This window comes from Saccharopolyspora sp. NPDC000359 (genome assembly GCF_040300525.1).
Taxonomy (GTDB): Bacteria; Actinomycetota; Actinomycetes; order Mycobacteriales; family Pseudonocardiaceae; genus Saccharopolyspora.
Genome location: NZ_JBEPDU010000019.1, coordinates 24600 through 38305 on the forward strand (window position 1 = coordinate 24600; position 13706 = coordinate 38305).

The window sequence follows — 13706 nt, forward strand, 5'->3', positions numbered from 1 at the left end:
GTCCCACGAACCCCTGGGCCGCTGCGCGATCCCCCTGGCTCCCACCTGCTCACACCGCGCGGACCCGGCCGCGTGAAGGCTGGTTTGCACTCCGGTAACGCCGCGCGAGCCCGGCGGAAACACCAGGTTCCTACGTTCGGAGCAACCGACGGAAGGAGCCGAGTTGACCGCGAGAGCACCTACCCGCAGCGGCCGCTGGATCGAGGGCTGGAACCCCGAGGACGAGCGGTTCTGGGCCGCCACCGGCAGGCGCGTGGCGCGGCGCAACCTGATCTTCTCGATCCTCTCGGAGCACATCGGCTTCTCCGTCTGGAGCATCTGGTCGGTGCTGGTGCTGTTCATGTCACCGGAGATCGGCCTGCCGTTCACCGCCGCCGAGAAGTTCCTGCTGGTGGTCACGCCGAACCTGGTGGGCGCGGTGCTGCGGTTGCCCTACGCCGCGGCGGTGACCCGCTTCGGCGGCCGCAACTGGACGGTCCTCAGCTCGGCGGTGCTGCTGGTGCCCGCCGCGCTGGCCTGCTACTTCGTGCAGCAGCCGGGCACACCGCTGTGGGTGTTCCTGCTCATCGGCGCCACCGCCGGGGTCGGCGGCGGGAACTTCTCCTCGTCGATGACCAACATCACGACCTTCTTCCCGCAGCGCCACCAGGGCTGGGCGCTGGGGCTCAACGCCGGGGGCGGCAACCTGGGCGTGGCGGCGGTGCAGGTCGTCGGCCTGCTGGTGATCGCCGCCGCGGGCAGCACCAGCCCGGCCTACGTGGCCGCGATCTACCTGCCGCTGATCGTGGTGGCCGCGGTGTGCGCGGCGCTGTTCATGGACAACGTGGACGCGGTGCGGGCGCGGCCCGGCGCGCTGCGGGAGGCGGCCGCGAACAAGCACACCTGGTGGATCTCCGTGCTCTACATCGGCACGTTCGGCTCGTTCATCGGCTACAGCTCCGCCTTCGGCCTGGTGCTGCAGACCGAGTTCGGTGCCACCCCGCTGCAGGCGGCCAGCTGGACGTTCCTGGGGCCGCTGCTGGGGTCGGTGTCGCGCCCGGTCGGCGGCTGGATGTCCGACCGGCTGGGCGGCGGCCGGGTGACGCTGTGGGCGTTCGCCGGCATGGCCGCGGGTACCGCGGCGCTGCTGCTGGCCTCGTCGGCGGGTTCCTTCGCGGGTTACCTCGCGGCGTTCACCGCGCTGTTCGTGCTGACCGGGATCGGCAACGGCTCCACCTACAAGGTGATTCCGGCGATCTTCGCCCGGGAAGCCGAGGACGAGGTGACCGGCGGTGGCGAGGCCGTGGTGGCCTTCGCCCGGGCCCGCCGGTTGTCCGGCGCGGTCATCGGTATCGCCGGGGCGGTCGGCGCGCTCGGCGGGGTGGGTATCAACATGGCCTTCCGCGCCTCCTACGGCAGCGAGGCGGCCAACGGCGACGCGGCGCTGGCGGTGTTCCTCGGCTACTACCTGCTCTGCGCGCTCGTCACTTGGACGGTCTACCTGCGGGGTGCGCTCAGGAGCACCCCGGCACCGCAGCCCGCGCCGTCGAGGGCGGAGGCCGCCCGTGCCTGAGCTGCGAACCGTCGCCACCCACTGCCCCTACTGCGCCCTGCAGTGCGGCACCCACCTGACCCGTGAGCGGCGCGGGGTGTCGGTGCGGCCCGCGGACTTCCCGGTCAACCGGGGCGGGCTGTGCCAGAAGGGCTGGACCGCACCGGCCCTGCTGGACGTGCCGGACCGGCTGCGGAACCCGCTGGTGCGCAAGGACGGCGTGCTCACCCCGGTCGACTGGGACACCGCCCTCGACGTCGTCGCCGACGGCCTGCGGCGGCTCCGCGCCGAGCACGGGCCGGACTCCGCCGGGGTGTTCGGCGGCGGTGGGCTGACCAACGAGAAGGCCTACCTGCTGGGCAAGTTCGCGCGGCTCGCGCTGGGCACCAGCCAGATCGACTACAACGGCCGGTTCTGCATGTCCTCGGCCGCGGTGGCGGGCGTTGCCGCGTTCGGGGTGGACCGCGGGCTGCCGTTCCCGGTCACCGACCTCGGTGGCGCCGACGTGGTCCTGCTGGCCGGGGCCAACCCCGCTGAGACGATGCCGCCGCTGATGCAGCACCTGCGGTCCGCGCAGCTGGTGGTGATCGACCCGCGCCGCACCGCCACCGCCGAGCGGGCCGCGCTGCACCTGCAGCCCGCTCCCGGCACCGACCTGGCGCTGGTGCTGGGCCTGCTGCACGTCGCGGTGGTGGACGGCTGGGTGGACCAGGACTACGTGCGCACCCGCACCACCGGCTTCGACGCGGCCTGGCAGCGGGCGACGAGCTGGTGGCCGGAGCGCGTCGAGCGCACCACCGGGGTTCCGGTGACCGCGCAGCGGCAGGCGGTGCGGATGCTGGCCGAGGCGGCGAGCGCGTACGTGCTCACCGGTCGCGGCGCGGAGCAGCACAGCAAGGGCGTCGACACCGTCGCCGGGTTCATCAACCTGGCCCTCGCGCTGGGCCTGCCGGGCCGTCCCGGTCGCGGTTGCGGCTGCCTGACCGGGCAGGGCAACGGGCAGGGCGGTCGCGAGCACGGCCAGAAGGCCGACCAGCTGCCCGGTTACCGCGTGATCAACGACCCGGCCGCGCGGGAGCACGTGGCCGGGGTGTGGGGTGTGCCGCCCGAGGTGCTGCCGGGTCCGGGGCGCAGCGCCTACGAGCTGCTGGACGCCCTCGGCACCGCGGACGGGCCCCGTGCGTTGCTGGTCTTCGGCTCCAACCCGGTGGTCTCGGCGCCCAACGCCGCGCACGTGGTGCAGCGGTTGTCCGCTTTGGACCTGCTGGTGGTGGCCGACTTCGTGCCGTCGGAGACCGCGCAGCTGGCCGACGTGGTGCTGCCGGTCACGCAGTGGGCCGAGGAGGAAGGCACCATGACCAACCTCGAAGGCCGGGTCCTGCGGCGGCACCGGCTGCTGGTGCCGCCCGGTCACGCGCGCAGCGACCTGGAGGTCCTGCACGGCCTGGCGGTGCGGCTGGGCGAACCCGGCCACCGCTACCCCACCCGCCCGCGGGAGGTCTTCGAGGAGCTGCGCCGCGCCTCCGCCGGAGGCAAGGCCGACTACGCCGGGATCAGCTACGAGCGGCTCGACGCCGGAGAAGCACTGCACTGGCCGTGCCCGGACGAGGAGCACCCCGGCACGCCCCGGCTGTTCCTGGACGCCTTCGCCCACCCCGACGGACTGGCCCGCTTCGCCGCCGTCGAGCACCGCGATCCCGCGGAGGGTCCACAGGGGACGTTCCCGCTGACCGCCACCACCGGGCGGGTGCTCGCGCAGTACCAGTCCGGGGCGCAGACCCGGCGGGTGGCCGAGCTCGACGAGGCCGCGCCGGAGGCGTTCGTGGAGATCCACCCGGACACCGCCGACCGCGCCGGGCTCGCCGACGGCGCGCTGGCGCGGGTGACCTCGCCGCGCGGCAGCACGCTGGCGCGGGTGCGGGTGGTGGCCACGATGCGCACCGACACGGTGTTTCTGCCGTTCCACTTCCCCGGCGCGGGGCGGGCGAACCTGCTCACCGGCGACGCGCTCGACCCGCGCAGCCGGATGCCGGAGTTCAAGGTCAGCGCGGTGCGGGTCGAACCGGCGCGGGAGGTGGCAGCGCGGTGAGGCGGATCGTCATCGTCGGCAACGGCCCGGCCGCGCACCGGTTGGTGGAGCGGCTGCGGGCGCACGGCCACACCGGGCCGATCACGGTACTCGGCGCCGAGCGGCACCCCGCGTACAACCGGGTCCTGCTGGGGTCGGTTCTGGAGCGCTCGCTGCCCGCCGAGTCCGTGCGGCTGCCCGAGGTGGACGCCGAGGTCCGGCTGCGGGTCACCGCGACCGGCATCGACCGCGACCGCCGGGTCGTGTGCACCGACACCGGCGAACATCACCCCTACGACGTCCTGGTGCTGGCCACCGGGTCCCGCGCACTGCTGCCCGAGATCACCGGGCTGCGGGAGGACCGGATCCAGCCGCTGCGCACCCTGGCCGACTGCGAGCGGATCGGGGGTGCCTCGGGGCCGCTGGCGGTGCTGGGTGGCGGGGTGCTCGGGGTCGAAGCAGCGCGGGCGCTGCTGGCACGCGGACACGGGGTGACGCTCGTGCACCCGCATCCGCACCTGATGGACCGGCAGCTGGACCCGGCGGGCGCGCGGCTGCTCGCCGAGCGGCTCAGCAAGCTCGGCGTCGAACTCCGCCTGGGACGTACCGCGACCGCCTACCGGCCGGGCCGGTTGATCCTGGACAGCAGCGAAGTGGTCCCCGCCCGGCTGGTGATCGCCTGCACCGGGGTGGTGCCGGAAACCGCGCTGGCGGTGCGGGCTGGGTTGTCGGTGCGGCGCGGGGTCGTGGTGGACGACCAGCTGCGCACCAGCGATCCGCACGTCCACGCCATCGGCGACTGCGCCGAGCACGACGACGCCACCCCCGGGTTGATCTCTTCGGCGTGGGAGCAGGCCGAGGTGCTCGCGGAGCTGCTCAGCGGCGGTGCCGTCCGCTACCTGGGCACCCGCGCGGTCACCCGGCTCAAGGCGCGCGGCATCGACCTGGTCTCGCTCGGCTCGGTCAGCGCGCTGGACAGCGGCGAGGCCGAGGTCGTCACGCTCTCCGACCCCGCCCGGGGCCGCTACGCCAAGCTGGCGCTGCGCGACGAGCGGATCACCGGCGCGGTGCTGTTCGGCTTCCCGGAGGCGATCGCCTCGGTCACCCAGCTGCACGACCGCGACCTGGCGGTGCCCGCCGACCGCCTGGCACTGCTGCTGGGCACCCCGACCGCGGTGCCCGAAGCCCCGGTCGAGCTCCCCGACGAAGCGGTGCTCTGCCGCTGCAACAACGTCACCAAGGAGTCCCTGACCACCGCCTGGCAGGGCGGTGCCCGCTCGGTACCAGACCTGGCCCGTGCCACGCGAGCGACCACGGGCTGCGGTGGCTGCGTCGACGAAGTCGCACGTCTCTGCACAACCCTCGCCCAACGCGCAGAACACCAAGAGGAGGGCGCCGCATGACCCCCACCCGCACGCTCGTCGTCGTCGGCCACGGGATGGTCGGCCACCGACTGGTCGAGGTGCTCCGCGAGCGCGACACCGCCGGGGCTTGGCGGATCGTCGTGCTCGGCGAGGAACCGCGCCCCGCTTACGACCGGGTGGCGCTGTCGTCCTACTTGGACGGCAAGAGCGCCGAGGACCTGGGCCTGGCCAGCCACGAGCTGCTGGCGGACCCGCTGGTCGAGCTGCGGCTGGGCACCGCCGCGACCGGCGTCGACCGGGCCGCCCGCACGGTGTCCACATCGGACGGTTCGGTGCTGGGCTACGACGCGCTGGTGCTGGCCACCGGATCGCGGCCGTTCGTGCCGCCGGTGCCCGGCCACGACCTGGACGGCTGCTTCGCCTACCGCACCATCGAAGACCTCGACGCGATCCGGGACGCGGCCACCGGAGGTGCCCCCGGCGTCGTCATCGGCGGTGGCCTGCTCGGCCTGGAGGCGGCGAACGCCCTGCGGCTGCTGGGCATGCGCGCGCACGTCGTGGAGATGGCGCCGCGGTTGATGCCGCTGCAGGTCGACGAGGGCGGCGGGCAGGTGCTCGGGCGGTTGGTCGGCGACCTCGGGCTGACCGTGCACTGCGGGGCGGCGACCCAGTCCATCGACGGCGACGGCCGGGTCCGCGCGGTCACGCTGGCCGACGGCACCGTGATCGACACCGACCTCGTGGTGTTCTCCGCCGGGGTCCGGCCGCGCGACGAGCTGGCCGAGGTCGCCGGGCTGGACCGGGCCGAGCGCGGCGGCATCCTGGTCGACGAGTTCTGCCGCACCAGCGACGACCGCATCTGGGCCATCGGCGAGTGCGCCGCCGTGCAGGGCCGCTGCTACGGGCTGGTCGCACCCGGCTACAGCATGGCCGAGGGGGTCGCCGAGCAGCTGCTGGAGCGCGGCGGTGGCGCGTTCCCCGGCGCGGACCTGTCCACCAAGCTCAAGCTGCTCGGCGTCGACGTCGCCAGCTTCGGTGACGCGCACGGCCGGACCGAGGGCGCGCTGGAGGTCGTCTACGCCAACAACGCGGCGGGCACCTACGCCAAGCTCGTGCTCAGCGACGACGCGCGGGTGCTGCTCGGTGGCGTCCTCGTCGGTGATGCCAGCGCGTACTCGGTGCTGCGGCCGCTGGTGGACCGCGAGCTGCCCGCGCCACCCGAGCAGCTGCTGCTGCCCGCCGGGTCCGGGGTGGACGCCGGTGCCCTGCCCGCCGACGCCACGGTCTGCTCCTGCAACAACGTGACCAAGCAGGACATCACCAATGCCATCGGCGAGCAGGGGCTCACCGACGTGCCGGGCATCAAGGCCTGCACCAAGGCCGGGACCAGCTGCGGTTCGTGCGTGCCGATGCTGAGGGACCTGCTCGGCGAGTGCGGGGTGGCGACCTCCAAGGCGCTGTGCGAGCACTTCCCGCAGTCGCGCGGCGAGCTGTTCGAGATCGTCCAGGCCACCGGGATCGGCTCGTTCTCCGAGCTGGTCGGCCGGCACGGCAGCGGACGCGGGTGCGACATCTGCAAGCCCGCCGTCGCCTCCATCCTGGCCAGCCTCGGCCACGGGCACATCCTCGACGGCGAGCAGGCCGGGCTGCAGGACACCAACGACCGGTTCCTGGCCAACATGCAGCGCAACGGCACCTACTCGGTGGTGCCCCGGGTGCCCGGCGGAGAGATCACCCCGGACAAGCTGATCGTGCTGGGCGAGGTGGCCAAGGAGTTCGGCCTCTACACCAAGATCACCGGCGGGCAGCGCATCGACCTGTTCGGCGCGCGGGTGGAGCAGCTGCCGCTGATTTGGCGGCGGCTGGTCGACGCCGGGTTCGAGTCCGGCCACGCCTACGGCAAGGCGCTGCGCACGGTGAAGTCCTGCGTCGGCGACGACTGGTGCCGCTACGGCGTGCAGGACTCGGTGGCCATGGCGATCCGGCTGGAGCTGCGCTACCGGGGGCTGCGGGCACCGCACAAGATCAAGGCCGGGGTGTCCGGGTGCGCCCGCGAGTGCGCCGAGGCGCGCGGCAAGGACTTCGGCGTGATCGCCACCGACAAGGGCTGGAACCTCTACGTCGGCGGCAACGGCGGATTCGCCCCGCGGCACGCCGAGCTGCTGGCCGCCGACCTCGACGACGAGCGGCTGGTCCAGCTCATCGACCGGTTCCTGATGTTCTACGTGCGCACCGCCGACCGGCTGCAGCGCACCTCGGCCTGGCTGGAGTCGCTGGAGGGCGGGCTGGAGCACCTGCGCGAGGTCGTCGTCGAGGACTCGCTGGGCATCGCCGCGGAGCTGGAGGCGGCCATGCGGCGCCACGTGGACAACTACTCCGACGAGTGGGCCGGGGTGCTGGCCGACCCGGCCAAGCTGGCCCGCTTCGTCTCCTTCGTCAACGCCCCGGAGGCACCGGACCCGACTATCCGCTTCGTGCGGGAGCGCGGGCAGATCCGGCCCGGCCCGGTGGCGCTGCCGATGCCCGCCCTCGCAACCCAGGAGGTTTCCAGGTGACCTGGCAACGGATCTGCGCACTCGACCTGCTGCCGCCCGAGTGCGGGGTGCCCGCGCTGGTGCAGGACCGGCCGGTGGCGGTGTTCCGCACCCACGACGACGAGCTTTTCGCGGTCGGCAACGTCGACCCGTTCTGCGGGGCCGGGGTGATCAGCCGCGGCATCGTGGGCGATCGCGGCGGCGAGCCGACCGTGGCCTCCCCGATGCTCAAGCAGGTCTTCTCGCTGCGCACCGGGCAGTGCCTGGACGACCCTGCGACGCGGCTGCCGGTCTACCGGGTGCGCCGCGGGGCGGGGGACGTGGTGGAGGTCGCGCTTCCTTGACCGACGAACTCGCTGGGTACACGGTCGCGGTCACCGCGGCGCGGCGGGCTGACGAACTCGGGTCGCTGCTGGCCAGCCGCGGCGCCCGGGTCCTGCACGGTCCGGCGCTGCGGATCCTCCCGCTGGCCGACGACGTCGAGCTGCGGCGGGTCACCCGCAGCTGCCTGGACGCACCGCCGGACGTGGTGGTGGCCACCACCGGCATCGGGTTCCGCGGCTGGGTCGAGGCGGCCGACGGGTGGGGCATCGGCGCGGAACTGCTCGACGCGCTGCGCCCGGCGCAGCTGCTGGCGCGCGGCCCGAAGGCGCGCGGGGCGGTGCACGCCGCCGGGCTGCCCGACCCGTGGTCGCCGCCCTCGGAGTCATCCGCGGAACTGCTGGCGCACCTGCTGGAGCAGGACCTAGCGGGGGTGCGGGTCGCGGTGCAGCTGCACGGGCAGCCACTGCCGGACTTCGTCGACGCGCTGCGCTTCGCCGGGGCGGAGGTGGTCGAGGTCCCGGTCTACCGCTGGACCGCGCCCGCCGACCTCGGACCCCTGGAGGACCTGCTGCGGTCGGTGTGCGCGCTGGAGGTCGACGCGGTGACCTTCACCAGCGCGCCCGCCGCCGCCAGCCTGCTGGCGCTGGCCGCCGAGCGGCGGTGCCGGGACGACCTGCTGGCGGCGTTGCGCGGTCCGGTGCTGGTCGCCTGCGTCGGTCCGGTGGCGCACGCGCCGCTGGCCGACCACGGCGTGCCCGCGGTGATCCCCCAGCGGTTCCGCCTGGGTGCGCTGGTGGGTTCGCTGTGCGACGCGCTGCCCGGCGGGGCGCCGACGCTGCCGGTGGCTGGTCGGCAGCTGCAGGTGCGCGGGCACGCCGCCGTGGTGGACGGGGAGGTCCGGCCGCTCTCCCCGCAGGGCCGGACGCTGCTGGGAGTGCTGGCCGAGCGGCCGGGGCGCGTGGTGGCGCGGCCGGAGCTGGCCGAGGCGCTGCGCCGCGCCGGGGGCTCGGCCGACGAACACGCCGTGGAGCAGGCGGTGGCCCGCCTGCGGGCGGCGCTCGGGGCGCCCGAACTCGTGCAGACCGTGATCAAGCGCGGCTACCGGCTGCCGCTGGAACCGGTGGGGGACGACCCGCGATGCGCCCGACCGTGAACCCGCCGCTGCTACTGGTCGCCCACGGCACCCGCGACCCGGCCGGGCCCCGGGTGGTCGACCGGCTGGCCGCCGCCGCGGCCGAGCACCTCGAGGTCCCGGTGCACGTGGGGTACGTCGACGTCATCGGGCCGACGGTGGCCGAGGCGCTGGGCGGCATCGACGGACCGGTGGTCGTGCTGCCCGCGTTCCTGGCCGCCGGGTACCACGTGCGCACCGACCTGCCCGAGCAGATCGGCGCCACCGGGCGGGCGGACGTGGCCGTCGGCGCGGCGCTGGGACCAGCTCCGGAACTGGCCGAGGTGATGCGGGAGCGGTTGCTCGCGGCCGGGTGGCGCCCTGGCGCCGGGATCGCGTTCGCCGCCGCCGGGTCCTCCGACGAGCGCGCGCTGGCCGACGTGCGCGCGGCGGCGCACCTGCTGGGCCGACGCTGCGAGCAGTGGTTGACCCCGAGCTACGTCAGCACCGCCGCCCCGGCCACCGCCGAGGTCTGCGGTCCCGGCGACTTCGTCGCCCCGTACCTGCTGGCCCCGGGGCTGTTCCACCGGCGGCTCGCGGAGCTGCCGGTTGCCGGGGTCGCCGAACCGATCGGCTGCCACCCCGCCGTGGTGGAGCTCGTCGCGCGCCGCTACCGGCAGGCCCGGCGCGCGGTGCCCGCGGCCTGAGGAGCACTGCGCGGTCCACAGCGGACAGGCCCGGCTACACCCCCGCCAGCTCCGAGGCTTGAGTCCTCGCCGGTGCCGAGCGCTGGGCGACGTAGGCACCGGCGAGGATCAGCGCACCGCCCAGCAGCTGGACCGGCCCCAGCGCCTCGGACAGCAGCGCCCAGGCCAGCACGGTGGCCACGACCGGCTCCAGGAACGCCACCGCCCCCGCCACCTGCGGCGACAACCGGCGGACCGCGACGATGCCGGTCAGGTAGGCCAGCACCGTGCTGAGCACGACGATCCACGCCACCGCCACCAGCGCCGGGAACTGGTGCCCGGCCATCTCGACGTCGCCGAGCAGCAGCGCCCAGTCCAGCTCCCACGGCTGCGCGATCAGGGTGACCACCCCCGCGCCGAGCAGCAGCCCGAACCCGGCGAGGGCGAACGGGTCGACCTCCGGGCCGCTGTCGGAGAGCAGGAAGTACGCGGCCTGGCAGCCCGCGGCGCCCAGCGCCAGCAGCAGGCCGACCGGGTCGAAGCTCAGCCCGGACCACAGCTCGACCACGCAGGCCAGGCCGACCACCGCGATCGCGACCCCGATCGCGGCCGAGCGGCTCACCGGCCGCCGCCGCACGAACCGGATCCAGCCCAGCACCAGCACCGGCCCCAGGAACTCGATCAGCAACGCCACCCCGACCGGCACGCGGGCGATCGAGGCGAAGTAGAAGACCTGCACCCCGGCGATGGCGAACAGCCCGTAGCCGACGAGCAGCTTGGGCACCCGACGCACCGCCGCGGCGTGCCGCAGCGCGAACGGCAGCATCAGCAGCGCGCCCCCGGCCAACCGCAGCCACGCCACCTGCAGCGGGCTGAACCCCGCGGTGATCAGTGGTTTCGCGAACGGGCCCGAGCCGCCGAAGCAGAACGCGGAGACGATCGCGACCGCCACCCCGGCGGACTTGGCACTGCTGGTCAGGTTGCGCACCGCACCATCGAAGCACGCGTTCCCGGCCGCCCAGAAGTCGATTCCGGTACCGGCGTCCCAATCCCTGGGAAGACCCGGAAAATCGACGGTTTTGCACGGAGTGGTACATGTGATCGAGAGTTTGCCTACCCTTGGTTGAGGGCCAATACAGGACAAGCGTACTGTTAACAGTGAAGTGAGAGCGGGTTCTGCGCGCACGCTCGGCCGACGTGCGCGAGACTCGCAATCGTTCCCGAACTTGCGCCCGTCGCGAGATGGAGTTGAACGTGACTGCACCTGCGAGCAAGGACAGCTTCGGCGCCCGCGGCACGCTGAACGTCGGTGACGCCTCTTACGAGGTGTTCCGACTCAGCGCCGTCGACGGGGCCCAGCGGCTGCCCTACAGCCTCAAGATCCTCCTGGAAAACCTGCTGCGCACCGAGGACGGCGCTAACATCACCGCCGACCACGTGCGCGCGCTGGCCGGTTGGGATGCCAAGGCCGAGCCGTCCACCGAGATCCAGTTCACCCCGGCGCGGGTGATCATGCAGGACTTCACCGGTGTGCCGTGCGTGGTCGACCTCGCCACCATGCGCGAGGCCGTCGCCGACCTCGGCGGCGACACCTCCAAGGTCAACCCGCTGGCCCCGGCCGAGCTGGTCATCGACCACTCGGTGATCATCGACGTGTTCGGCAAGCCGGACGCCTTCGAGCGCAACGTCGAGTTCGAGTACGGCCGCAACAAGGAGCGCTACCAGTTCCTGCGCTGGGGCCAGGGCGCCTTCGACGAGTTCAAGGTCGTCCCGCCCGGCACCGGCATCGTGCACCAGGTCAACATCGAGCACCTGGCCCGCACCGTGATGTCCCGCAACGGCCAGGCCTACCCGGACAGCTGCGTCGGCACCGACTCGCACACCACCATGGTCAACGGCCTGGGCGTGCTGGGCTGGGGCGTCGGCGGCATCGAGGCCGAGGCCGCGATGCTCGGCCAGCCGGTGTCGATGCTGATCCCGCGCGTGGTCGGCTTCAAGCTCACCGGTGAGATCCCGGCCGGTGCCACCGCCACCGACGTGGTGCTCACCATCACCGAGATGCTGCGCAAGCACGGCGTCGTCGGCAAGTTCGTCGAGTTCTACGGCTCCGGTGTCGCCTCGGTGCCGCTGGCCAACCGCGCCACCATCGGCAACATGAGCCCGGAGTTCGGCTCCACCGCGGCGATCTTCCCGATCGACGAGGAGACCGTCCGCTACCTCAAGCTCACCGGCCGCCCGGCCGAGCAGGTCGCGCTGGTCGAGGCCTACGCCAAGGAGCAGGGCCTCTGGCACGACCCGGACCACGAGCCCGAGTACTCCGAGTACCTCGAGCTGGACCTGTCCACCGTGGTCCCGTCCATCGCCGGCCCGAAGCGCCCGCAGGACCGGATCGTGGTCTCCGAGGCCAAGCAGGCGTTCCGCACCGCGCTGACCGACTACGCCAAGGTCGAGAACGCCGACGACAACGCGCTCGACGAGGCGGGCAAGGAGTCCTTCCCGGCCAGCGACGCCCCCGCGGTGTCCCACAGCGAGGCCGCGCCGCAGGTCTTCTCCGCCGCCAACGGCTCGAAGGGCCGGGTCTCCAAGCCGGTCAAGGTCTCCTCCGAGGAGCTGGGCGAGTTCGAGCTCGACCACGGCGCCGTGGTGATCGCCTCGATCACCTCCTGCACCAACACCTCCAACCCGTCGGTGATGCTGGGCGCGGCGCTGCTGGCCCGCAACGCCGTGGACCGGGGCCTGACCCGCAAGCCGTGGGTGAAGACCTCGATGGCCCCGGGCTCGCAGGTCGTCACCGACTACTACGAGAAGGCCGGGCTCTGGCCGTACCTGGAGAAGCTGGGCTTCCACCTGGTCGGCTACGGCTGCACCACCTGCATCGGCAACTCCGGCCCGCTGCCGGAGGAGATCTCCGCCGCGGTGCAGGACAACGACCTGTCGGTGGTCTCGGTGCTGTCGGGCAACCGGAACTTCGAGGGCCGGATCAACCCCGACGTCAAGATGAACTACCTGGCCTCGCCGCCGCTGGTCATCGCCTACGCGCTGGCGGGCTCGATGGACTTCGACTTCGAGAACGACCCGCTGGGCACCGACACCGAGGGCAAGCCGGTCTACCTGCGCGACATCTGGCCATCGCCGCAGGAGGTCCAGGACGTCATCGACTCGGCGATCACCAACGAGATGTTCACCAAGTCCTACGAGGACGTCTTCAAGGGTGACGAGCGCTGGCGGTCGCTGCCCACCCCGGAGGGCCAGACCTTCGAGTGGGACGCGGAGTCCACCTACGTGCGCAAGCCCCCGTACTTCGAGGGCATGGCGATGGAGCCCGCGCCGGTCACCGACATCTCCGGTGCCCGCGTGCTGGCCCTGCTCGGCGACTCGGTCACCACCGACCACATCTCCCCGGCCGGTGCGATCAAGCCGGACTCGCCGGCGGGCAAGTACCTCACCGACCACGGCATCGACCGCAAGGACTTCAACTCCTACGGTTCCCGCCGTGGCAACCACGAGGTGATGATCCGGGGCACCTTCGCCAACATCCGGCTGCGCAACCTGTTGCTGGACGACGTGCAGGGCGGCTACACCCGGGACTTCACCCAGGAGGGCGGCCCGCAGGCGTTCATCTACGACGCCGCGCAGAACTACGCCGCGCAGGGCACCCCGCTGGTGGTGCTCGGCGGCAAGGAGTACGGCTCCGGCTCGTCCCGCGACTGGGCGGCCAAGGGCACCCGCCTGCTCGGGGTCCGCGCCGTCATCGCCGAGTCCTTCGAGCGCATCCACCGCTCGAACCTGATCGGCATGGGCGTCATCCCGCTGCAGTTCCCGGAGGGCCAGTCGGCCGGGTCGCTGGGCCTGGACGGCACGGAGACCTACGACTTCGCCGGGATCACCAAGCTCAACGAGGGCGAGACCCCGGAGGCGGTGCAGGTGACCGCGACCAAGGCCGACGGCTCCAAGGTGGAGTTCGACGCCAAGGTCCGCATCGACACCCCCGGTGAGGCGGACTACTACCGCAACGGCGGCATCCTGCAGTACGTGCTGCGCAAGATGATCCGCTCCTGATCCCTCGCCGACCCGGCGGGTGCAGTAGC

General features: G+C 73.1%; 9 protein-coding genes. 8 read left to right on the forward strand and 1 reads right to left on the reverse strand.

What is annotated here, in order from left to right; translation table 11 throughout:
- Positions 1–163: 163 nt before the first annotated feature.
- The 7 genes from ABT324_RS14610 to ABT324_RS14640 are packed head-to-tail and all read left to right on the forward strand — an operon-like array spanning position 164 to position 9639.
- Positions 164–1552 carry a nitrate/nitrite transporter gene (locus tag ABT324_RS14610; RefSeq protein ID WP_351176332.1) on the forward strand — a complete coding sequence of 463 codons (1389 nt, stop codon included), beginning with the start codon at positions 164–166 and terminating at the stop codon, positions 1550–1552.
- The gene (locus ABT324_RS14615) at positions 1545–3620 is read left to right on the forward strand and encodes a molybdopterin oxidoreductase family protein (RefSeq protein ID WP_351176334.1); all 2076 of its coding nucleotides are present in this window, start codon (positions 1545–1547) and stop codon (positions 3618–3620) included. The genes ABT324_RS14610 and ABT324_RS14615 overlap by 8 nt, the downstream gene beginning before the upstream one ends.
- A complete protein-coding gene (locus ABT324_RS14620; RefSeq protein ID WP_351176336.1) occupies positions 3617–5002 on the forward strand; it encodes an FAD-dependent oxidoreductase in 1386 nt (461 codons plus the stop codon). Before ABT324_RS14615 ends, ABT324_RS14620 begins: the two co-directional genes overlap by 4 nt.
- A complete protein-coding gene (gene nirB, locus ABT324_RS14625) occupies positions 4999–7518 on the forward strand; it encodes a nitrite reductase large subunit NirB (protein ID WP_351176338.1) in 2520 nt (839 codons plus the stop codon). The genes ABT324_RS14620 and nirB overlap by 4 nt, the downstream gene beginning before the upstream one ends.
- Positions 7515–7841, forward strand: a complete 327-nt coding sequence (gene nirD / locus ABT324_RS14630; protein WP_351176340.1) for a nitrite reductase small subunit NirD — start codon at positions 7515–7517, stop codon at positions 7839–7841. The genes nirB and nirD overlap by 4 nt, the downstream gene beginning before the upstream one ends.
- Entirely contained in the window at positions 7838–8974 is a 1137-nt protein-coding gene (locus ABT324_RS14635) for a uroporphyrinogen-III synthase (protein WP_351176342.1), read from the forward strand. Before nirD ends, ABT324_RS14635 begins: the two co-directional genes overlap by 4 nt.
- On the forward strand, positions 8959–9639 hold the full coding sequence (locus tag ABT324_RS14640; protein ID WP_351176344.1) for a sirohydrochlorin chelatase: 681 nt from the start codon (positions 8959–8961) through the stop codon (positions 9637–9639). Before ABT324_RS14635 ends, ABT324_RS14640 begins: the two co-directional genes overlap by 16 nt.
- Before the next feature lie 34 nt (positions 9640–9673).
- Here ABT324_RS14640 and ABT324_RS14645 read toward each other — a convergent pair whose 3' ends face one another.
- Positions 9674–10606 carry an EamA family transporter gene (locus tag ABT324_RS14645; RefSeq protein WP_351176346.1) on the reverse strand — a complete coding sequence of 311 codons (933 nt, stop codon included), beginning with the start codon at positions 10604–10606 and terminating at the stop codon, positions 9674–9676.
- A 254-nt stretch (positions 10607–10860) separates the two neighbouring features.
- Between ABT324_RS14645 and acnA the strand changes: the two genes are divergently transcribed.
- On the forward strand, positions 10861–13677 hold the full coding sequence (gene acnA / locus ABT324_RS14650; protein WP_351176348.1) for an aconitate hydratase AcnA: 2817 nt from the start codon (positions 10861–10863) through the stop codon (positions 13675–13677).
- Positions 13678–13706 lie beyond the last annotated feature (29 nt).

Excerpts from the sequence above, each read along its gene's own strand:
- acnA (WP_351176348.1), top strand. The coding sequence starts at position 10,861 with ATGGAGTTGAACGTGACTGCACCTGCGAGCAAGGACAGCTTCGGCGCC.
- ABT324_RS14640 (WP_351176344.1), top strand. The coding sequence starts at position 8,959 with ATGCGCCCGACCGTGAACCCGCCGCTGCTACTGGTCGCCCACGGCACC.
- nirB (WP_351176338.1), top strand. The coding sequence starts at position 4,999 with ATGACCCCCACCCGCACGCTCGTCGTCGTCGGCCACGGGATGGTCGGC.